Origin of the sequence: Neobacillus drentensis (assembly GCF_036965645.1) — a bacterium.
Classification (GTDB): domain Bacteria; phylum Bacillota; class Bacilli; order Bacillales; family Cytobacillaceae; genus Neobacillus; species Neobacillus drentensis_D.
Window position 1 is genome coordinate 27000 of record NZ_JBALPZ010000083.1, and the last position, 22219, is coordinate 49218.

Sequence of the window (22219 nt, forward strand, 5' to 3'; positions counted from 1 at the left end):
GAGCGGAAAAAATGGATCGAAATGATGGGATGAATTATGCACCTAAAGGTTTGGTTAAAAAGGTTGTCGTTGAGCCAGGAGCCTTTCAATTTGCTGCCATCGGCTTAGACCACGGTCATATTTACGGGATGTGTAACGGCTTAATTGAAGCAGGAGGCCAATTAGTGGGTGTGTATGATCCAGATCCCAAAAAAGTCCAAGGCTTCGTTACAAAATACCCTGAAGCAACTATTGCTTCTTCCGAAGAAGAAATTCTTTCCAACCCAGCTATTAAACTAGTTGCCAGTGCCAATATTCCTTCGGATCGTGGTCCACTTGGCCTCCGTGTCCTTGATCATGGTAAACATTATTTTACGGATAAGCCTGCGTTTACCACAATGGATCAGGTGAAACAGGCAAGAGAAAAAGTAGCGGAGACTGGTCTTAGATGGGGAATCTATTACGGTGAGCGCCTGCACTCTGAAAGTTCAATTTTTGCCGGACAATTAATTGAAGAAGGTGCAATTGGCCGAGTCGTTCAAGTCATTGGGACTGGACCGCATCGAGCCAACCCCAAAAGCAGGCCTGACTGGTTTTTTGATCCAGAATATTATGGTGGTATTCTTTGTGATATCGGAAGTCATCAAATCGAACAATTCCTGCACTTTACAGGCGCAAAAGATGCGAAGATACTGCATAGTAAAATAGCCAATTACCATTTTAAAGAGTATCCGATGTTTCAAGATTTCGGGGATGCTACTTTAGTAGCCGATAATGGGGCCACCTTCTATTTCCGTGTAGATTGGTTTACCCCAGATGGTCTCGGTACATGGGGAGATGGCCGTGTCCTTATTTTAGGAACAGAGGGTTATATTGAAGTACGGAAATATATTGACATTGCTAGAGATTCCAAGGGGGATCAGCTATATCTAGTAAATCATGAAGGAGAAAAGCACTTCCAGCTATCAGGGAAAGTTGGCTGCCCGTTCTTTGGCGAATTCATCCTGGATTGTTTAAACGGTACAGAAAATGCCATGACCCAAGAACATACGTTTAGAGCGGCTGAATTATGTATTGAAGCGCAGGAAAAGGCGATTTGGGTTGAGACAGCAGAGAACTCTTTAGTGACAAAAAAATAAAGTTCAAATATAGAACGAGTTGCCAGAGGGTGGCAACTCGTTCTATAAAGAGAGGTGGATAAAATGGCGATCACTGTTCAAAATGTCATAGTTAAAATAATGGAGCCAGTAGACAAAATTCAAAACACCGTAGACACCCTTAAGTTTGGTGATCCCAACATGGAAGTAAAGGGAATTGCCACTACATTTATGGCGACACAACAGGTGATTCAACAGGCCATCAACCTGGGAATCAATCTTTTGATTACCCATGAGGGTCTATTTTACAGCCATATGGATCAGGCAGAAATAGTGGAAGAATCCCCAGTTTATCTTGAAAAGCGTCGGCTCATCGAAGAGTCCGGAATGGCTATATTTCGGATTCATGATTATATTCATAGGTATCAACCTGATGGGATAATGGTAGGGCTGATTGAGGCTTTGGGGTGGAATCCCTACGTAGAGAAGAATCACCCGGCATCTACTATCGTAAAGGTTCCTTCCATGTCTTTGCGGGAAATTGCAGAGTATGTAAAGGGGAAACTTGGTATCGAGTTTGTCCGTGCAGTAGGAGATTTAGAGGGAACTTGTACTCGTATCGGCCTGTTAGCAGGATATAGAGGAGGCGGGGCTTTATCCATGCCACTCTACGAAAAGGAGGAACTTGATTTAATCATTTCAGGAGAAGGCCCTGAGTGGGAGACTCCAGAGTTTATTAGGGATGCCGTTTATCAAGGAAAACAAAAGGCATTAATGGTCATAGGACATGCCGAAAGTGAAGCACCTGGTATGAAGTATTTGGCAGAATGGATCAAGACTATTTTCCCTGGGATTCCTGTTCAATACATACCAGAAAAGCCAATTTTCCAAGTGGTTTAAAAAGCCTGATTTAATAGATTAATAAAAATGTAATAGATTAATAAAAAAATTGAAAGTTTTTGTCTGAAACCGCTTGCACCTATATATTAGTGGTGTTAAAATAATTACATAAACATAGTTTGTATAACAAACAAACAAACTGGAATTATCATTTAACTAATAGGGGAATTTTCAGTTTAGATAGTTTGTAGGATAGACGAACTATGTTGCAAGTAAATGGTAAATATAGCAATCTTTCTTTATTTATTAACCATGGCCTTTAAAAAATTTAAGGAGGGAAATCATTGAAGCAGATAGTCGAGTTATCAAAGCAAACACCAGAATTCCAGGTGCCTGTTATTACCACTCCTAAAAGATCCTTGGTACTAAAAGCACTTAAAAAAGATTGGCAGCTCTATTCTCTACTTGTTTTACCAATCCTTTATTTGATTATTTTCAAATACATACCAATGATTGGTAACGTTATTGCCTTTAGAAGATTTGTTCCCGGTGGAAATATCTTTGGAGAAGAATGGGTTGGTCTTCATTACTTTCAAATGTTTGTTGGGGACGCAGCCTTCTGGCAAGTATTTAAAAATACTTTAATTACCAGCAGTTTAACATTACTATTCTGTTTCCCGGCACCAATTATTATTGCGTTACTACTAAATGAAATTAAATCTAAAAAATTCAAAAAATTCGTACAAACCGCTTCTTATTTACCGCACTTCCTATCAGTAGTAATTATAAGCGGAATGATTTTACAGATGACTTCTACAAGTGGTGCGTTTAATGCATTGATTGAATTCTTTGGTGGGAAACCGATCCTTTTTATGCAAGATTCGCACTGGTTTAGACCTGTATATGTTGCTTCAGAAGTTTGGCAGACGATGGGTTGGGGAGCGATTCTTTATTTAGCTGCTCTAACAAATATCGACGATTCGCTATATGAAGCAGCCAAAATCGATGGTGCAAACAGATGGAAACAAACCATTCATATTACGATTCCAGGAATTCTTCCAACGGTGATTACACTACTTATTCTGAATATTGGAAATCTTATGGCTGTTGGCTTTGAAAAAATCTTATTGATCTATAACCCATTAAACTTTGAAACTTCTGATGTTATTTCTACTTATCTTTACCGGATTGGTTTACAATCGAGCAACTTTAGTTATGCGACTGCAATTGGCTTGTTTGAATCCATCATTGGATTGGTTTTAGTCTTTTCTGCCAATTTTCTATCTAAAAAGTTTACAGACAATGGATTGTGGTAAGGGAGGAGAGACCAGTGAAGGAAACGGTACAATACAAAATATTTAAAGTCATTAATGTGCTTATCTTGTTATTAGTTATCTATGTGACATTATTTCCCTTTTTGAATGTCGTGGCTCAGTCATTTAGTGGTCAGGCGGAAATTAATGCAGGTAAGGTGAATCTGATTCCAAAGGGCTTTAATCTTACAACCTATCAAACCATTCTGCATGACAAAACATTCTGGACCAGCTATCGGAATACCATTGTTTATACGGTTCTAGGTACCCTGATTGCAATGGCTATGACGACCACGTTCGCTTATGTTTTGTCGAAAAAGCGGCTTATGGGTCGTAAATTCTTTACTTCAATGGCCATTTTCACGATGTTTTTTAACGGTGGATTGATACCAAACTATATCTTAATTAAAAATCTTGGCTGGACCAATACCATTTGGGCCATTGTTATCCCTGGTGCCATCAGTATCTTTAATATGCTGATTATGAAATCATTTTTTGAAGCCATGCCAGAGGAACTGGAAGAGGCAGCCTCGATTGATGGGTCGTCAACTTATGGAACATTTCTAAAAATTATCTTACCGTTATCAAAGCCGATTTTAGCTACAATGGTTCTGTTCTATGCGGTAGGGAGCTGGAATTCATGGTTTGGTGCCTTTCTTTACTTGGATCAGTCCGACAAGTTCCCAGTGACACTTTACTTGAGAAATCTTTTAGCGGGAGCAACATCAGGGCAATCGGCTGGTGCAACCTCTGCAGATGATTTGACACAAATTGGCGCTAATATCAAGGCGGTAACCATGGTGTTAACCGTATTGCCAATCTTAATGGTCTACCCGTTTGTTCAGAAATACTTTGTTTCGGGCATCATGCTTGGATCTGTTAAACAATAACCTGGATGCAACTTATTTACATAAGTTCATTATAAAAACATTAAAGTGGGGGAACTCCAATGGCAAAGATTTTAAAGAAGTTTGCTTTTTTAGTTGCAATTGTTACCGCTCTCAGCAGCTTGTTGGCTGGATGCAGCAGTGATAAAAGCACTAGCTCAACTGCCTCAACTCCTAAAGATAAGGGAGTTGCCATGGCAGACTATGGCGTTGGAAAAACATTTAAAGCAAGTAAGCCGATTTCATTTACAACGATGTACAATGATGCTGCATGGTATGCCTATAAAAAGGATTGGCTGCTATGGAATGAAATTACGAAGAGAACCAATGTTACTTTAAAACCAACCGTTGTACCAATGAGTGATTACGCCCAAAAAAGAAGCTTATTAATTAGTTCTGGGGATGCACCATTAATTATCCCTAAAACGTATCCAGGTCAAGAAACTCCATTTGTTTCTTCTGGTGCCATTCTTCCAATTAGTGATTATGTGAAATACATGCCTAACTTTATGGATAAAGTGAAAAAATGGAAACTGCAACCAGAACTTGATAATTTAAAACAAGCTGATGGTAAATACTACGTACTCCCTGGTTTACACGAAGAGGTATGGCCAGATTATACACTTGCAGTAAGAACTGATATTTTCGAAAAGAATAATATTGCGATTCCTAAAACATGGGATGAATTTGAAGCTGCATTGAAAAAATTAAAAGAAATCTATCCTGATGTGACACCATTCTCTGATCGTTGGAGTACATCTGGATCCGTTAGTCCGCTAGGTGCATTATTACAATATGCAGCTCCTACCTTTGGGACAGTTGGCGGCTGGGGTACATCAAACTATGTAACGTTTGACCAAGACAAAAACAAATTTGTTTTTGCAGGAGCAACAAAAGAATACAAAGAAATGTTGACTTATTTTAACGGACTGATTAAAGACGGCTTATTGGACAAAGAAAGCTTATCACAAAGTGATGATCAAGCGATTGAAAAATTTGTCAATGGTAAATCATTTGTTATTAGTACAAACTCTCAAGAAATCGTTACGATGCGTAATAGTATGGACAAAACTCTAGGTGCAGGTAAATACTCAATCGCAAAAATTGACGTACCTGGAGGCCCTAAAGGCAACGTTATTGCTGGAACAAGATTGGAAAACGGAATCATGATTAGTGCGAAAGCAAAAGATGATCCGAACTTTAAGGCATTGCTGCAATTTATTGACTGGTTCTGGTACAGCGATGAAGGTGAAGAATTAGCTAAGTGGGGCGTTGAGGGCACAACTTATAAGAAGGAAAACGGTAAGCGTGTACTAATGCCAGATGTTAACTTCCTTGGTCTAAATCCTGCAGGAAAGAAAGATTTACGTGTGGATTATGGTTTTGGAACAGGTTCATTTGCTTATGGCGGTACAACCGATTTACTTCAATCCACAATGAGCGAGGAAGAAGTTAAATTCCAGGATAGCATGCACAAAGATAAGGAAGTATTGCCTGTAAATCCTCCATATCCAATGAGTGCAACTGATCAAGAGCAAGCAACACTTATTTCTACACCATTAACGGATACGGTAAAACAAAATACCGCGAAGTTCATTTTAGGTACACGTTCTTTATCTGATTGGAATGCCTATGTGTCTGAATTAAAAGCAAAAGGTATGGATAAATACTTAGATATGGTTAATAAAGCCTATAGTGATTATCAAAAGAAAAATAAGTAATTAGATTAAGTGATTGTGTGATTGCTGCCTGTAATACTTTTAAATAGAATTACAGGCAGTTGTCATATCATTCACTAAAAACGAAATGATCATATGTGATGGTTGTGGAGAGATAGGGGACTTCTCACGTTCACAACCATTTTTCTCTATTAGAGAAATATCACAATCAAAATGAACTTGATGGGTGGATTTTTTATGAGAAAAAGAGAGTTTGGTGAAGGCACCTTATTTTCAGTAACAAATAATATTTATTGGCTGTTAATTACAAATATTTATTTTGTACTTTGTAATGCCATTTTCCTATTCTTTTTTATGACGTTAGAACCGACTTTTTCCAATATTACGATTTACTTTCTCGCTCTTATCCTAACTGGACCTTCGATTTCAGCACTCTTTTATTCAATGGGAAAACTAATCCGGGAAAAGGAACTTTCTCCATTAAAAGACTTTTTCCACGGATATAAAATAAATTTTAAAGACACCATGAAGTTTTGGCTGCCGCTTCTTCTTGTTCTATATATTCTTTTTGTTGACCTGCAATACTTTAATTCAAATCCATCCGTACTTCATCACATTTTATCAGTTGTCTTCTTCATAGGGATTGTCGTTACGCTGATTTTTATGATGTATGCCTTTTTAATTAATGCGGGCTTTACATTTAGATTAAAAGATATTTGGAAACTATCCATTTATTATAGCTTCAAAAAAGTAAAGGTTACCTTTGGGAATATTAGCATTGTTATTATCACCTTATTTTTAACGACCATTACTTCGAATTTTTTCATCCTATTTACGGCAAGTATAGTTTGTTATGTATTTTTACTTAATAGCAGGGAAGTTCTCGAAGACTTAAAAGTGAACTTTTGTAAACCGAATGAGAGTGCAAATTAACGGAGGGATAAAGAATGAAGATGGGATTTAGGTGGTATGGTGAGGGCAATGATACTGTAACCCTCAATCATATTAAACAAATACCAGGAGTAGAGACGATTGTTTGGGCGCTTCATGATATGCAGGCCGGAGAAGAATGGCCGATGGATCGAATCCTGGAAGTAAAACGACAAGCAGACCAGTATGGTTTTAATATCGACGTGGTAGAGAGTGTTAACGTACACGAGGATATAAAACTTGGGTACCCTACTCGGGACCAATACATAGAAAACTATAAACGTACAATTGAAAAGCTGGCTAACGTGGGAGTAAAGGTCATCTGTTATAACTTTATGCCTGTGTTTGATTGGATCAGGACTGATTTATATAAAGCTCATGAAGATGGCTCCACCGCCCTTTTCTATGAAAAAGCAAAAGTGGATGATATTGACCCGATGGAATTAGTGAATAAAATCGCGATGAACCCTGACTTTACTATGCCTGGATGGGAACCTGAGCGCTTAGAAAATATGACGAATCTATTTGAAGCATATAAAAATGTAACAGAAGAAGATTTATTTAATAACCTGCAATACTTCCTTGAAGCGATTATTCCAGTCGCGGAGGAACATGATATCAAAATGGCGATTCATCCGGACGATCCACCATGGTCTGTATTTGGTTTACCACGGATTGTAACCAATCAGGAAAATATCCGCCGGATTTTAAAGCTTGTTGACAGTCCATACAATGGGGTCACACTTTGCAGCGGGGCATTAGGTTCAAGCTGCAGCAATGATGTTGTTGCAATGGTTAAGGAATTTGCGGAGAGGATTCCGTTTGCCCATGTTCGTAATGTGAAGGTCTATGAAAATGGTGATTTTATTGAGACCTCCCACCGAACAAAAGATGGTTCAGTAGATATTGTTGGAATCATGAAAGCCTATCTTGAAAGCGGCTTTAAAGGATATATCAGACCGGATCATGGCCGGCATATCTGGGATGAACAGTGCCGCCCTGGCTATGGTTTGTATGATCGTGCTTTAGGCATTATGTATCTATTAGGTGCTTGGGATGCGCTAAATCAATAAATGAATGAGTAATGTACCTTCACTTACTTGGCAATAGACATTATTTATAATGGAGGATAATTATAATGAAGAGCACAATCGACAATATAGAAATTAATCTAACCGAACAATACAAAATCAATCACAAAGAGAGCTACGCCGCATGGCTTCAATACAAAAAAATAGATGATGCAGTATTGGTGGAAGAGTACCAAAAATGGGTTTCCAATATAGAAAGCCTCGCAGATTCTATCGTGATTCAATCTGCACAAAATGAACTTATTACTGCCTTTTCATCGATGCTCGATAAACAACTAAAAATTTCTTCTGGCATTGAATCCAAAAATAGCATTGTGTTAGCAACCAAGAAGGAATTAAATTTGCTAACCAAAATGGACGTTAATTTTAATCAAATCAATGAAGATGGTTATTTTATCAAGACAGTTACCGCTGACGAAAAAAGCACGATTTATCTTTTAGGAAAAAAGGATACCGGAGTATTATATGCCGCTTTTCACCTTTTAAGGCTCATGCAGAATCGTGAGAAATTAGATCATTTAAACATCGTGGAATCTCCTAAGAATCAATTAAGGATGATTAATCAGTGGGATAACATGGATGGAAGCATTGAACGCGGTTATGCAGGAAAATCGATTTTCTACAAAAATGACGTATTCTCTGAGGAGCTAAACAGAATTCAAGATTATGCTAGATTACTATCTTCTGTCGGGATCAATGCGATCTCTATTAATAACGTAAATGTTCATCAAGTCGAGACCAATTTAATTACAAGCAGCTTACTTCCTCGAGTAGCTGAGGTTGCCAGTATTTTTAGGGCTTACGGAATTAAAACATTCCTAAGTATTAATTATGCGAGTACGATTCAATTGGGAGATTTGGACACGGCAGACCCGTTAGATCCTGAAGTGAAAGAATGGTGGAAAGATAAAACAAAAGAAATCTACCAGTATATTCCTGGTTTTGGGGGCTTCCTAGTAAAAGCAGACTCCGAACATAGGCCTGGTCCATTTACTTATAACCGAAATCATGCAGATGGTGCCAATATGTTAGCTGAAGCATTAGAGCCATTCGGCGGTTTGGTTATTTGGAGATGTTTCGTCTATAACTGCATGCAGGACTGGCGTGATCGCTCAACCGACCGTGCAAGGGCAGCCTATGACCACTTTAAACCATTAGATGGGGAGTTTCATGAGAACGTAATCTTGCAGATTAAAAATGGACCGATGGATTTCCAGGTACGAGAGGCCGTTTCCCCATTATTTGGCGCTATGCCGCAAACGAATCAAATGATGGAGTTCCAAATTACACAAGAATACACAGGACAGCAAAGACATCTATGTTACCTTGTTCCTCAGTGGAAGGAAATCCTTGATTTTGACACCTATGCAAATGGAGAAGGTTCACCTGTAAAACATGTCGTCGACGGTTCTTTGTTTCCGTACCGTTATTCAGGTATCGCAGCTGTTTCGAATATTGGGAATGACTACAACTGGACTGGACATACATTAGCACAAGCGAACCTATATGGTTTTGGCCGTTTAACATGGAACCCCGACCTTGAAGCAGAAACCATTACTAAAGAATGGATTGGGCAAACATTTGGCCAAGATGAGTTGGTTAACGATCAAATCAGTCAGATGCTTCTTAAATCGTGGGAAATCTATGAACATTATACCTCACCACTTGGAGTTGGCTGGATGGTGAATCCGCACCATCACTATGGACCGAATGTTGATGGTTATGAATATTCGGTTTGGGGTACCTATCATTTTGCTGATTGTCATGGCATTGGCGTTGACCGTACCGTAAAAACAGGTACAGGTTACTCGGCACAGTATTTTACAGAGAATGCCGACATGTATGAATCACTTGAAGCTTGTCCAGATGAATTGTTGTTGTTCTTCCACCATGTTCCTTATACACATAAGTTAAAATCAGGTGTGACAGTGATTCAGCATATTTACAATACTCACTTTGAAGGCGTTAATGAAGCTGAGGAATTAAAGGAAAAATGGTCAACGTTAGAAGGCAGAATTGATTCGGAGCGTTATGAAGATATTTTAATTAGATTGGAAGAACAAGTATCACATTCTAAAGAGTGGCGGGATATCATTAACACCTATTTTTACAGAAAATCAGGCATTGCAGATGAACAAAATAGAAGAATCTATTAAAACGATGTGTTAATGCTTTTTACCTTCATCTCAAAGGTGGATCTGTAATGGAAATTACAAATAGCCAGGGGACCGCGCCGCAAATTAGTTTGCTCAGGTTAACATGGCCCATTTTTATTGAACTATTTCTACAAGTGATTATGGGCAGCACGGACACGATCATGCTGTCCCATGTCTCTGATAATGCAGTAGCCGCCGTTGGGGTATCGAATCAACTTGTTTTCTTTACCATCCTCATCTTTAATTTTGTTTCAATGGGGACAGCTGTAGTCCTCTCACAGTATTTAGGAGCGGGCTTACGTGAACAGGCTAAAATAGTAATGACCATGTCAATCAAGCTAAATTTCATCATGGGTTTCATTATTAGTATCATCATGGTCATCTTTAAAGGTGAATTTTTGGCATTCTTTCATCTTCCAGAACATCTTGCCAGTTTAGGAAAGCAGTATCTTTCCATTGTAGGCGGAACGCTTTTTATACAGGCATTATTGCAAACGGTATCTTCAATTTTAAGGGCGAATGGCTACACTCGAGATGCAATGTTTGTGTCAATGTTCATGAACGTGATTCATTTAGCCATCAATAGTATTTTGATTTTTGGTCTATTGGGATTCCCTCAACTGGGCGTGAAAGGGACGGCTATTTCAACAGGAATAAGCAGGACAGTAGCCCTATTGGTGATCCTCTCGATTATGTATAAACGGATTCCAATGAGTATCAAATTAAAGGATTATCTAACAAGTGATGTAGTACAAGTAAAAAAAATCTTAAAGATTGGTATTCCGGCTGCTAGTGAACAACTATGTTACAACGCCAGTCAGTTGGTGATAACCTCCATGATCGCTGTTCTTGGTGCGGCCGCCTTAACCACCCGTGTTTATACTCAAAGTGTCAATTCTTATATTGTTTTATTTGGCTTGGCCATGGGACAGGGAACACAGATTTTAATAGGTTATAAGGTAGGTGCCCATGATTTCGATGGTGCCTATCGCCAATTATTAAAAAGTTTAAAATACAGCTTTACTCTCACCTTTACGGTTGCCGTACTTATTTGTTTCTTCCGGGAATCCCTCCTTTCGATTTTTACGAATAATAAAGAGATTATTTCTATGGGAAGCAAATTATTATTGTTTTGTTTCATTCTGGAGCCGGGCCGAACGTTTAACTTAGTTGTCATTAGTTCACTTAGGGCAGCTGGTGATACCACCATCTCCGTTAAAATGGCCGTTATCTCGATGTGGGGGATTTGCGTGCCACTAGCTTACTTCTTAGGCATCCATCTTGGATTCGGTTTGCCTGGTATTTGGATTGCTTTTATTGTCGATGAGTGGTTTAGAGGGATTATGATGTACTTTAGATGGAAAAGCAGGGCTTGGGAGAAAAAAATCTTAGTTCATGATCAAGTATCACCAACTGCCTAAAAAAGAAGCTATTTATACACTTTATTTAGTCGTTCAACAAACGTTTAGGAGCATGTCCATAATTTCATAAGTTTGTTTAATAGGAGGAAAATAAAATGGAACAGAAGCTGCGCTGGGGAGTCTTAGGATGTGCCAATATTGCCATTCATTCTGTAATTCCAGCAATTAAAAACTCTGAAACTAGTGTGGTGCTCGCGATTGCCAGCCGCGGTTTAGAGAAAGCCAGAAAGACTGCTGCTGAATTAGGCATTGAACGAGCATACGGTAGTTATGAAGAGCTTTTGCAAGACCCTGAAATCGACGTGGTTTATATTCCTCTGCCAAATCATCTGCATAAAGAATGGACCATAAAAGCCGCAAAAGCAGGAAAGCACGTTCTATGTGAAAAGCCGCTTGCCCTAAATCAAGAAGAAGCTAGAGAGATGGTTGGGGCATGCAAAGAGGCTGGGGTGAAATTGGGCGAAGCATTTATGTACCGTTATCACCCTCGATATGACCGAATTAAGGAAATTTTAAATTCCGGAGAAATAGGAATCATTCGCGCACTGCATGGGACCTTTACCTTTAATAATGCCGCAGACAAAGACAATGTCCGCTATCGTGCTGAATGGGGCGGGGGGGCCATTTACGATGTCGGCTGTTATCCGATAAGTGCCGCAAGATATTTATTGGAGCGGGAACCAGAAGCGGTTACGGTACAAGCTTTTTACTCACCCGAACATGATCATGTTGACATGATGGTATCAGGCCTAATTGAATTCCCTGAAAATATTGGAGTAACCTTTATGTGTGGCATGTGGGCTCATTTTCAAAATACCCTCCAAATTGTCGGAACAAAAGGGAAAATTGATATTCCAAACGCCTTTATAGTGAATTCCGATTTAGGGGGGGATTTTAAAGTTACCGTTGATGGGGAAACACGAACCGAACTAAGTAAAGAACTTAATCAGTATACCTTCCAGGTGGATGAATTTTGCCAAAGTATTCTTGGCGGTACATCGCCCCGTTTTCCATCGGAAGATGCTATCAGAAATATGAAAGTCATCGATGCCTGTATAGTATCTGCAAATAATAAACAGCGAGTGTTACTTATTTAAAACTATAATTTCATTGGTAATTTTATTAATATTTTCCAGAAAACTTAGTTTGTTGATTACGCAAACAAAGTTAGTGATGATATAATAAAAGTAGATTTTTTAATAGACGTAATGATTCTATCAACTTAGGAGGAGAATGTAGTGTCTTTCGTTAAGAATCCGATTTTGCCAGGGTTTAACCCGGATCCTTCCATACTAAGAGTCGAAGATGATTATTATATTGCAACTTCCACTTTTGAATGGTTTCCCGGGGTACAAATCCATCATTCAAGAGATTTAAAGAATTGGAGATTACTAACCCATCCATTATCACGTAAAAGTCAACTAGATATGCTTGGGGATCCGGATTCCGGAGGGGTATGGGCTCCATGCTTGAGCTATGATAATGGAACATTTTACTTAATCTTCACCGATGTGAAAAGTCATATTGGACCATTTAAAGATACCCACAATTATCTCATTACTGCTGACGATATTATGGGCCCATGGTCCGAACCGATTTATTTAAATAGCAGTGGATTTGATCCATCCCTATTTCATGATGACGATGGAAGGAAATGGCTTGTAAATATGGTGTGGGATCACCGGAAAAATAAAAATTCTTTTGGCGGCATCTTACTCCAGGAATATTCCCCGGAGGAGAAGAAATTAATCGGACCGATCCATAATATCTTTAAAGGAACAAAGTTAGGATTAACAGAAGCCCCCCATTTATATAAGAACAATGACTATTATTATTTAATGACTGCTGAAGGCGGGACGAGATATGAGCATGCAGTCACAGTGGCCCGCTCCAAGTCATTATTTGGCCCTTACGAGGTTGACCCAACAGGACCGATTTTGACGTCGTCTGGTAAACCGGAGCTCGAACTTCAAAAGGCGGGGCATGCCAGCATCGTTCATACCCAAAATAATGAGCTGTATTTAGTTCATCTAACAGGACGCCCTTTGAAGCCTTCGATGAACTGTAATCTTGGCAGGGAGACAGCGCTTCAAAAAGGAGTTTGGACGGAAGATGGATGGCTAAGGCTTGCCAATGGGACTAATAGTCCTGACGCAAGAGTGGAACTTCCTTCTTTACCTGAACACCCTTTTGAAAGTGAGCCTGAAACCGATCACTTTGATGGGGAAGAACTAAATATTCATTTTAGTTCCCTACGAGTACCATTTACAGAAGATTGGGTTTCCGTTACAGAAAAAGCCGGATATTTACGATTAAAAGGAAGAGAATCGTTTAGTTCCGCACATAGACAAAGCTTGATTGCCCGCAGGCAGCAGGCCTTTTCGGTAACAGCTGAGACTGTTGTGGAATTTGAACCAGAAACTTTTCAACAGATGGCCGGACTTGTTTACTATTACAACAGTCGGAATTACTACTATCTTTGGATTAGTCATGACGAAGAGTTGGGCAAATGCCTCGGAATTATGGCGAGTGACCGGGGTGTATACACAGAGCCGGTTGAAACGCTTGTTTCAATAGACGGTTGGAATCAGGTGTTCTTAAAAGCCGATCTTCATTATGAGGAACTGCAATTCTACTTTTCTAAAGACGGTGTGACTTGGACTAAAATCGGCCCAGTCTTAGATGCCAGCAAAATATCTGATGATAATGTGGAACTAAAAAAGGGCGGTACATTACTCGACCAAGGATTTACTGGCGCATTTATTGGCTTATGTGCCCAAGATTTGAGCGGCAGGAAAAAACATGCGGATTTTGACTTTTTTACCTACCGTGAACGAGATGAAAAATAAACGTACCTCGAGAAAGGATAATAGGATATGACAACAAGTTTAATGGATGCCGCAGTGATGGCAAAGCCACTCGATATTGAAGTAAAACAAATCAGCATTCCTGAGCCCAAGGAAGACGAGGCATTAATCAAAGTGTATTGTATTGGTGTCTGTGGTTCGGATGTCCATTATTATGAACATGGAAAAATTGGCCGTTATGTGGTAAAAGAGCCGATTATTCTAGGACATGAATTAGCCGGAGAAGTGGTCAAGGTAGGAGATACTGTTACCAATGTATCCGTGGGTGACCGAGTAGCAGTAGAACCAGGGGTAACTTGTGGCAGATGTGATTATTGTAAGTCGGGAAGGTATAATTTATGCCCTGATGTTGTGTTTTTGGCCACCCCGCCGGTGGATGGTGCTTGGGCTGAGTATATCACTATTCGAAGCGATATGCTGTTTAAATTGCCAGATACCATGAGTTATGAGGAAGGTGCCTTGCTTGAGCCGTTATCAGTAGGGTTTCATGCGATGAATCGTGGAAGGGTGACACAAGCAGACCGCGTATTTATCAGCGGACTCGGTCCGATTGGCTTACTTGCCATTCAGGCAGCTAAAATGTTTGGTGTAACGGAGATTTATGCAAGTGATGTGGTCCCTTTCCGTAGAGAACTTGCTCTGGAAATGGGAGTAACGGATGTGCTTGATCCACTTAATGAAAATGTGAAAGAGCGGCTTGAAGAACTAACTGGTGGAAAAGGTATTACGGTAGTTGTGGAATCATCGGGTAATCAAAGGGCTATTTCGGACACAGTAAAAGTGGTCAATCGTGGCGGCAGAATTGTTTTCGTTGGAATGCCAACGACAAACGAAATTCCCCTTGATATCAATCAGTTAATTGATGGCGAAATAGATGTTTATGGTCTCTTCCGATATGCCAACACCTATCCTGCTGCTATTCAGGCGTTAGGAAAATCTGGGAGTAAGATTGAAAAGATCATCACACACAAATATGCACTTTCTGATATTAAAGAGGCTGTTGAAATGGCTAGAACCCAGAAGGATACCAGCATCAAGATCATGATTTATCCAGATAAGAAAAATGTATAAATGATGTTAGAGTTTTAGAAAAAGATCATGAAAAAACGATTTCCTTTTGCTGTTAAATGATTAAAAGTTAATTTTAGGCAGGTGAATGGAATATGAGAATTTTAATTACAGGTGCCAATAGAGGCCTAGGGTTAGCACTTGCCCAAATTGGGGCAGAAAGAGGTCATCATATCGTTGCAGGAGTTAGAGATTCAGAGCAGGCGATGGAAAAAATATCTGAACTTGAATTCTCAAAGTCTATTTCTATTGTTCCCTTAGATGTAACAAAAGAAGATTCTGTTATCCAGGCTGCCAATTTGGTAAAGGAGCAATTTGGGACGGTAGATGTGATTATTAATAATGCAGGTATTCTGCTGGAACGTGATAAAAAGATTGAGGAATTGAACCTCGAACAGGTCCAGCTATCCTTTGATGTGAATCTGTTCGGCCCGATGAGAGTCGTGAAACATTTCCTTCCTTTATTATTATTGGGGGACAGTTCGTCCATTATCAATATCTCATCTGAAGCAGGAAGTTTTGAAAACGCTTATGGCGGAGATTATGCTTATGCAGCATCTAAAGCGGCCCTTAATATGTTCTCACAGCAATTAAACCAATATGTGAATGGGAAAAATATTCAGGTTTACGCTGTCCATCCTGGCTGGATCAGGACCGATATGGGTGGAAGTAATGCCCCAGGAAATCCTATTGATACGGCAAACGGAATATTCAAACTCATCGAAACACGACTCAAATTAGAAAGTAAATATGTTTTTATCAATCATGAAGGAAAACCAATGGCAATTTAGTAAATTTAGAGCTGGCTGAAAAAGTCAGCTCTCTTTAAGATATCTGTCCAAAACACGTTCCAAAAGAAACTACATAATAAGAGGTGAGTAAACCAAATATGAATACGAAAATACTTTTTAATGATGGATGGGAATTTGCCAAAAGTAGCTTAGCTGTTCAAGATAGCTCTGTTCTTGAGTTTGAACCTGTTGATCTTCCGCATGACTGGCTTATCTATAATTCACTGAATCTTTATGAAAACAGTATTGGCTGGTATCGGAAGAATTTTTCCTATACTCAAGAAGAAAAGCAGATTCTCTTGTGCTTTGATGGTGTCTATATGGATTCTTCTCTTTATGTGAATCAACAGTTTGCAGGGGAATGGAAATACGGATATTCTTCTTTTGAACATGATATTACAGACTTCCTCGTGGAAGGGAAAAATGAAATTCTTGTCAAAGTCGTGCATCAAAGTCCGAATAGCCGATGGTACTCTGGTGCCGGCATTTATCGGAATGTCTGGCTAAAAACAAGAGATGTAAATCATATTGTAACGGATGGAATCTACGTCACAACAAAACCAAACTTGAATGGCTGGCAAGTTGAAGTTAACGCAGAAATCAACCTCTACGAAGATGCGGAGCTTTCACATACGATCATGTATAAGGATAATATCATAGCTGCTTCTTCAGAGAAGATGGTTAGAGGAAATGACTACAGTTTACATAATCAACAAAGGCTGTTTGTAGAAAATCCGGCTGTTTGGTGTACGGAAGAGCCAAATCTTTATCAGCTGATCACTCAATTAAAACTAGTTCAAACAAATGAGGAAATCGAGTCTGTTTCTCAAAATATCGGGTTTCGTACGATTACCCTTGACACTAAGCAAGGGTTCATATTGAACGGTAAAAAAATGAAATTAAATGGTGTTTGTGAACATCATGATTTAGGGGCTTTGGGTGCAGCCTTCAACAAAACGGCCTTGAAAAGAAGATTCGTGATATTAAAAGAAATGGGCGTAAATGCGATCCGAACGGCTCACAATATGCCCGCAAAAGAACTGATGGACTTAGCCGATGAGATGGGGTTTCTGATCGTCTCAGAAGCATTTGATATGTGGGAAAGATCTAAGACATCGTATGATTACGCAAGGTTTTTTAAAGCTTGGGCGGCAATTGATGTAAAAAGCTGGGTCAGGCGTGACCGAAATCATCCGAGTCTCTTAATGTGGAGTATTGGAAATGAAATATATGACACCCATGCAGATGAAAGAGGGCAAGAAGTAACAAAAATGCTCATGGATGAAGTACGAAAATATGATCCAAACGAAAATGCCAAAATAACCATCGGATCGAATTATATGCCGTGGGAAAATGCTCAAAAATGTGCAGATTTGGTGAAAGTGGCTGGCTATAATTATGCGGAAAAATATTATCAAAACCATCATGAGGAATATCCGGATTGGATCATCTATGGCAGCGAGACTGCCTCTGTCGTTCAAAGCAGAGGAATCTATCATTTCCCATTTGAAAAGTCGATTCTAGCAGATGATGACGAACAATGTTCCGCCCTTGGAAATAGTTCAACGAGCTGGGGGGCTAAGTCAGCGGAAGCCTGTATTCTAGCCGAAAGGGATACACCATTCTCCCTTGGTCAATTTATTTGGACGGGATTTGATTATATCGGGGAACCTACACCCTACCATACGAAGAACTCCTATTTTGGTCAGATTGATACGGCTACATTTAAGAAGGATTCCTATTTCATTTATCAATCAGCATGGACAGATTACAAAACAAAGCCAATGGTTCATATTTTGCCTTATTGGGATTTTAATACCGGACAAATGGTTGATGTGCGAGTGTGCTCGAATGCACCGAAAATTGAACTTCAATTCAATGGGATGACCATCGGAACTCATGAAATTGATCATGAAAATGGGACACAGCTTGTTGGCTGGTGGAAGATTCCTTATGAAGAAGGGGAATTAACAGCAATCGCCTATGATGAAAAAGACCGCATTATTGCAACGGATGTAAAGAAATCATTTGGAGATGCTAAAAGAATCAGGTTGCATGCGGATAAGAAACAGTTAATTGCAAATGGTATAGACTTAATTTTTGTTGAAATTACCATGGAAGATGAGAATGGAACTCCGGTGGATAATGCCAACAATCGTGTACGTGTGGATGTGAGCGGAGCAGGCCGCTTGATTGGCCTTGATAATGGGGACAGCACCGATTATGACCAGTATAAAGGCGTAAGCAGAAAATTGTTCAGTGGTAAATTAATGGCCATTATCGGAGCCACATTAGAACCTGGAGCGATTCAACTTGAAGTGTCCTCCGTAGGTTTAGATAGCCAGAAAGTAGACTTTGAATCCTTACCAATAAAAGAGGGAAGAGTCGAAGGAATCTCTGCTCGTACGAGGAATCAGGAGCTGCCGATTGTAATGGGTAAGAGCGAAGATGTCCCTCTTCGTAAGATTGAAATCCTCAGCGAAGAAGGACAAGTGTTTAATGAATCAAAAAAAGAGATGATCGTAAGAGCAAGATTATTCCCGGAAAATACTTCTTATCAAGAAGTTGAGTGGAGCGTAGTCAATGAAACCGGTATTGAGTCCAATATTGCCAAAGTCGAAGCGTTTGGTCAGAAAGCAAAGATTACAGCATTAGGAGACGGAGAATTCCGCGTCCGTTGTACAAGTAAGAATGGAACAGACAAGACAAAACTAATCTCTCAGCTGGAGTTTATGGTTGAGGGCCTTGGGACTGCCTATAAAGATCCATATGGATTTATCTCAGCAGGACTCTATGATTATAGTAAAGGTGAAGTTGGAAACGGAAACGAAAGAGGAGTGGCGACAGCTAGAGATGGTGAAACTCAGGTAGGGTTTCGAGGAATTGACTTTGGAACGTATGGATCTGATACGATAACGATTCCGATTTTTGCCTTATCAAGTGAAGAGTATTCCTTGCAAATTTGGGAAGGAATGCCTGATGAAGCTGGAAGTGAGTTACTGGCGGATGTTATTTATCAAAAAGAATCCAAGTGGAATGTGTATCAAGAAGAAACGTATCGCTTGTCCAAGCGACTTCGAGGCATTACTTCCATTTGTTTTGTCCTACAAAAGAAGGTTCATATTAAAGGATTTTCTTTTGAAAAGCAGAATAGAGCCTTTGAAAGAAATCTTGCTGCGGAAAGTGACCATATCTATGGGGATACGTTTACAGTAAATGAAAATAAAGTTGAAGGAATCGGAAATAATGTTTCGTTAGAGTTTGAACAGCTGGATTTTAATGGTGAAGGGGCAACGAAACTGGTCGTTTTTGGAAGGTCGTCGATTGATAAAAATACCATTCATATCCGCTTTGCAAACGAAGCTGGAGAATCTAATCAACTCGTCGAATTCACGCAATCAGATAACTATGAAGAGCGAGTTTTTGAATTGGAAAGAATCACTGGAATCCAAAAAGTAACCTTTATCTTCCTGCCGGGAAGTAATTTTGATTTTGGCTGGTTCCGTTTTGAAAGGTAGAGTATGACGCCCTCAAATTTTTTAGTCAATCATTTTAATGGATGCGGAGAGAAAATAAATGAAGCTTGAAAAAGCACAGAAACTATTATTTATTGGTGATTCTGTAACGGATTGTGAGAGAGCGAAACCTGAAGGAGAAGGATTATTTGGTGCTCTTGGGAAGGGCTATGTGTCCTACGTTGAGGCACTGTTGCAGACTGTCTATCCGGAGTTTGGCATTCGGGTGGTGAATAAAGGAATCAGCGGAAATACGGTTCGTGATTTAAAAAATAGATGGCAAGAAGATGTCATCACGCAAGAGCCAGATTGGTTATCGATTATGATTGGCATCAACGATGTTTGGCGGCAGTATGATACGCCTTTCATTAAAGAATGGCATGTGTATGCAAACGAATATGAAGAAACACTTCGGAAGTTGGTATCAGAAACGAAGCCTCTCACAAAGGGGCTTGTCCTCATGACTCCATTTTATTTAGAAAGCAACGAACAGGATCGGATGCGGCAAACGATGGATCAATATGGCCAAATCGTTCGAAAAATTGCAGAAGAGACTGGTTGTATATTTGTTGATACACAAGTGGCTTTTAATCAGGTATTAACGGAACTGTATCCTGCAACTATCGCCTGGGATCGTGTTCATCCATCTGCTGCAGGACATATGGTTTTGGCAAGAGCATTTCTGAAGGCAATCGGATTTGAGTGGGACCGCTCTTAAGTTTAAACCTAAGTCTAATCAATTCAATCACATTTTGGGGGGAGAGATTAACATGAACTATCGTGAATTAGGAAATACAGGAATTAAAATCAGTGAAGTTAGTTTTGGAACATGGGCGATTGGCGGCTCTTGGGGGAAGACTAGTGACGAAGCGGCCTTGAAATCCCTTGACTATGCGATTGGACAAGGTGTTAACTTCTTTGATACAGCTGATGTATATGGGGACGGTCATAGTGAAGAGCTGTTGGCAAAAGCGACAAAAGGGAAGGAAGATCAAATCCATATCGCTACAAAGTTCTGCCGTCAAGGGGATATTTTTGACCCGCAGAATTATAGCTATGAAAAGGTTAGTGCCTATTGTGAAAACAGCCTCCGCCGCTTAAAACGGGAAGCGATTGATTTATACCAAATTCATTGCCCGGCAACAGATATCTTACGGGATGGCAGTGTATTTGAAGTACTTGATCGTTTGAAGCAGGAAGGAAAGATCAAGCAATACGGAGTTAGTGTGGAAACGGTGGAAGAAGGCCTTATTTGTTTGGAATATCCTAACGTAAAAAGCCTCCAGATCATTTTTAATATTTTCCGTCAGAAGCCATTAGAAGAGTTAATCCCAGAAGCGTATAAAAAAGGAGTAGGACTTCTTGTTAGGTTACCACTTGCAAGCGGCCTGCTTACTGGAAAATTCACAAGTAACCATATGTTTGAAGCAGACGACCACCGCCGCTTTAATGAAAATGGTGAGGCCTTCAATGTAGGAGAAACATTTGCCGGACTTGGTTTCCAAAAAGGTGTGGAATTAGCTGATCAATTAAAATGGATTGGTGAAGGAAGGAAATCAATGGCCAGTGCGGCACTGCGCTGGATTTTAGACCAGAAAGAGATTACTTGTATCATCCCTGGATTTAAAAACGTGAAACAAGTCGAGGACAATTTATCAGCCTTGGATACAAAACCATTCACTGTAGAAGAAATGCAAAAGCTTCAAAGCTTCTACCAGGAAAAAGTAAGGAACTATATTAGAGGACCTTATTAATCTATTAAGCCCCAAGTGATTATACTTCACTAGGGGCTTCCCTTGTTTATAACTTTCTAGTAGGAGTGAATCCAATTGTCCGAGCTAACAATGATTAACGAAATTTCAACATTCAAAAAAGCTGTAGCCATTACGTTTGATGATGGACCGAACCCGACTTATACACCAGAAGTGTTAGAGATTTTTTCAGAGGCAGAAGGAAAAGCGACATTTTTTATGATTGGTGAGCAAATGAATCTTCATCCTGATCTTGTCAAACTAGTGGCAGAACAAGGACATGAAATCGGCAATCATACCTATTCACATCCCAAATTATCCGAGATAACTCCTGCTGATTGTTTAACGGAGATTGAACAAAATGAAAAAATCATCCAGGAACTGATTGGACAAACTCCAGGAGTCTTTCGGCCTCCTTACCTCGATTATAATAATGACACTATTTCAATCGTAAGTGATAAGGGTTATTCTATGATCGGAGCACTAAATTTAGAGGCCCAAGACTGGGAGCAGCCGGGAGTGGAACATATTCTAACCATCTCAAGGAACTGTGTGAGAAATGGAAGTATTTTAATTTTCCATGATGGTTTTGGTGATCGATCTCAAACTATCCAAGCAGTCAAGGAACTTGTTTCTTGGTTAATATCCGAAGGCTATCAATTACTAACTGTTAGTGAATTATTAAAGCTGTCAGCTCCTGAATGACAGGAGAGTAAATAGAAAAAAGGAAATCACACCTTGGTAGATTGGGATTTCCTTTTTTTGCTTTTCTATGAAAACGTATTAATTTTTCTGAAAAAATGAGTTATATTAGTAAAATACTCTCCTTAGATA

17 protein-coding genes are annotated in these 22219 nt (G+C 39.5%); all 17 read left to right on the forward strand.

What is annotated here, in order from left to right; all coding sequences use genetic code 11:
- Positions 1 to 11 precede the first annotated feature (11 nt).
- The 17 genes from V7266_RS16540 (at position 12) to V7266_RS16620 (ending at position 22090) form a co-directional block, all read left to right on the forward strand.
- Positions 12 to 1118 carry a Gfo/Idh/MocA family protein gene (locus tag V7266_RS16540; RefSeq protein ID WP_335469162.1) on the forward strand — a complete coding sequence of 369 codons (1107 nt, stop codon included), beginning with the start codon at positions 12 to 14 and terminating at the stop codon, positions 1116 to 1118.
- Between the two features lie 63 nt (positions 1119 to 1181).
- Positions 1182 to 1976: a Nif3-like dinuclear metal center hexameric protein gene (locus tag V7266_RS16545; RefSeq protein WP_335469165.1), complete on the forward strand. Its 795-nt coding sequence runs from the start codon at positions 1182 to 1184 to the stop codon at positions 1974 to 1976.
- Between the two features lie 293 nt (positions 1977 to 2269).
- Positions 2270 to 3232 carry an ABC transporter permease gene (locus V7266_RS16550; protein ID WP_420491428.1) on the forward strand — a complete coding sequence of 321 codons (963 nt, stop codon included), beginning with the start codon at positions 2270 to 2272 and terminating at the stop codon, positions 3230 to 3232.
- Positions 3233 to 3246: 14 nt separating this feature from the next.
- On the forward strand, positions 3247 to 4119 hold the full coding sequence (locus tag V7266_RS16555; protein WP_335469168.1) for a carbohydrate ABC transporter permease: 873 nt from the start codon (positions 3247 to 3249) through the stop codon (positions 4117 to 4119).
- Between the two features lie 59 nt (positions 4120 to 4178).
- The gene (locus V7266_RS16560) at positions 4179 to 5837 is read left to right on the forward strand and encodes an ABC transporter substrate-binding protein (RefSeq protein WP_335469170.1); all 1659 of its coding nucleotides are present in this window, start codon (positions 4179 to 4181) and stop codon (positions 5835 to 5837) included.
- A 195-nt stretch (positions 5838 to 6032) separates the two neighbouring features.
- Positions 6033 to 6728, forward strand: coding sequence for a YesL family protein (locus V7266_RS16565; protein WP_335469173.1), 696 nt, complete (start codon positions 6033 to 6035; stop codon positions 6726 to 6728).
- 14 nt (positions 6729 to 6742) lie between these two features.
- Entirely contained in the window at positions 6743 to 7798 is a 1056-nt protein-coding gene (gene uxuA, locus V7266_RS16570) for a mannonate dehydratase (protein WP_335469176.1), read from the forward strand.
- 65 nt (positions 7799 to 7863) lie between these two features.
- Positions 7864 to 9972 carry an alpha-glucuronidase family glycosyl hydrolase gene (locus tag V7266_RS16575; protein ID WP_335469178.1) on the forward strand — a complete coding sequence of 703 codons (2109 nt, stop codon included), beginning with the start codon at positions 7864 to 7866 and terminating at the stop codon, positions 9970 to 9972.
- A 47-nt stretch (positions 9973 to 10019) separates the two neighbouring features.
- Positions 10020 to 11393, forward strand: a complete 1374-nt coding sequence (locus V7266_RS16580) for an MATE family efflux transporter (RefSeq protein ID WP_335469180.1) — start codon at positions 10020 to 10022, stop codon at positions 11391 to 11393.
- Between the two features lie 95 nt (positions 11394 to 11488).
- Complete coding sequence (locus tag V7266_RS16585; RefSeq protein ID WP_335469183.1) at positions 11489 to 12490, forward strand: Gfo/Idh/MocA family protein; 1002 nt, start codon at positions 11489 to 11491, stop codon at positions 12488 to 12490.
- Between the two features lie 141 nt (positions 12491 to 12631).
- On the forward strand, positions 12632 to 14242 hold the full coding sequence (locus V7266_RS16590; protein WP_335469185.1) for a glycoside hydrolase family 43 protein: 1611 nt from the start codon (positions 12632 to 12634) through the stop codon (positions 14240 to 14242).
- Positions 14243 to 14269: 27 nt separating this feature from the next.
- Positions 14270 to 15331: an NAD(P)-dependent alcohol dehydrogenase gene (locus V7266_RS16595; RefSeq protein ID WP_335469187.1), complete on the forward strand. Its 1062-nt coding sequence runs from the start codon at positions 14270 to 14272 to the stop codon at positions 15329 to 15331.
- 92 nt (positions 15332 to 15423) lie between these two features.
- Entirely contained in the window at positions 15424 to 16119 is a 696-nt protein-coding gene (locus V7266_RS16600; RefSeq protein WP_335469189.1) for an SDR family NAD(P)-dependent oxidoreductase, read from the forward strand.
- Between the two features lie 98 nt (positions 16120 to 16217).
- Positions 16218 to 19637, forward strand: coding sequence for a glycoside hydrolase family 2 TIM barrel-domain containing protein (locus V7266_RS16605; protein WP_335469191.1), 3420 nt, complete (start codon positions 16218 to 16220; stop codon positions 19635 to 19637).
- A 58-nt stretch (positions 19638 to 19695) separates the two neighbouring features.
- Positions 19696 to 20352, forward strand: coding sequence for an SGNH/GDSL hydrolase family protein (locus tag V7266_RS16610; RefSeq protein WP_335469193.1), 657 nt, complete (start codon positions 19696 to 19698; stop codon positions 20350 to 20352).
- A 52-nt stretch (positions 20353 to 20404) separates the two neighbouring features.
- A complete protein-coding gene (locus V7266_RS16615) occupies positions 20405 to 21388 on the forward strand; it encodes an aldo/keto reductase (protein ID WP_335469196.1) in 984 nt (327 codons plus the stop codon).
- A gap of 90 nt (positions 21389 to 21478) precedes the next feature.
- Positions 21479 to 22090: a polysaccharide deacetylase family protein gene (locus V7266_RS16620; protein WP_335469210.1), complete on the forward strand. Its 612-nt coding sequence runs from the start codon at positions 21479 to 21481 to the stop codon at positions 22088 to 22090.
- Positions 22091 to 22219 lie beyond the last annotated feature (129 nt).

What these genes read in the sequence shown, in the direction of transcription:
- V7266_RS16540 (WP_335469162.1), top strand. Translation starts at nt 12, where the DNA reads ATGGATCGAAATGATGGGATGAATTATGCACCTAAAGGTTTGGTTAAA.
- V7266_RS16545 (WP_335469165.1), top strand. Translation starts at nt 1,182, where the DNA reads ATGGCGATCACTGTTCAAAATGTCATAGTTAAAATAATGGAGCCAGTA.
- V7266_RS16560 (WP_335469170.1), top strand. Translation starts at nt 4,179, where the DNA reads ATGGCAAAGATTTTAAAGAAGTTTGCTTTTTTAGTTGCAATTGTTACC.
- V7266_RS16565 (WP_335469173.1), top strand. Translation starts at nt 6,033, where the DNA reads ATGAGAAAAAGAGAGTTTGGTGAAGGCACCTTATTTTCAGTAACAAAT.
- uxuA (WP_335469176.1), top strand. Translation starts at nt 6,743, where the DNA reads ATGAAGATGGGATTTAGGTGGTATGGTGAGGGCAATGATACTGTAACC.
- V7266_RS16575 (WP_335469178.1), top strand. Translation starts at nt 7,864, where the DNA reads ATGAAGAGCACAATCGACAATATAGAAATTAATCTAACCGAACAATAC.
- V7266_RS16580 (WP_335469180.1), top strand. Translation starts at nt 10,020, where the DNA reads ATGGAAATTACAAATAGCCAGGGGACCGCGCCGCAAATTAGTTTGCTC.
- V7266_RS16585 (WP_335469183.1), top strand. Translation starts at nt 11,489, where the DNA reads ATGGAACAGAAGCTGCGCTGGGGAGTCTTAGGATGTGCCAATATTGCC.
- V7266_RS16595 (WP_335469187.1), top strand. Translation starts at nt 14,270, where the DNA reads ATGACAACAAGTTTAATGGATGCCGCAGTGATGGCAAAGCCACTCGAT.
- V7266_RS16600 (WP_335469189.1), top strand. Translation starts at nt 15,424, where the DNA reads ATGAGAATTTTAATTACAGGTGCCAATAGAGGCCTAGGGTTAGCACTT.
- V7266_RS16605 (WP_335469191.1), top strand. Translation starts at nt 16,218, where the DNA reads ATGAATACGAAAATACTTTTTAATGATGGATGGGAATTTGCCAAAAGT.
- V7266_RS16610 (WP_335469193.1), top strand. Translation starts at nt 19,696, where the DNA reads ATGAAGCTTGAAAAAGCACAGAAACTATTATTTATTGGTGATTCTGTA.
- V7266_RS16615 (WP_335469196.1), top strand. Translation starts at nt 20,405, where the DNA reads ATGAACTATCGTGAATTAGGAAATACAGGAATTAAAATCAGTGAAGTT.
- V7266_RS16620 (WP_335469210.1), top strand. Translation starts at nt 21,479, where the DNA reads ATGATTAACGAAATTTCAACATTCAAAAAAGCTGTAGCCATTACGTTT.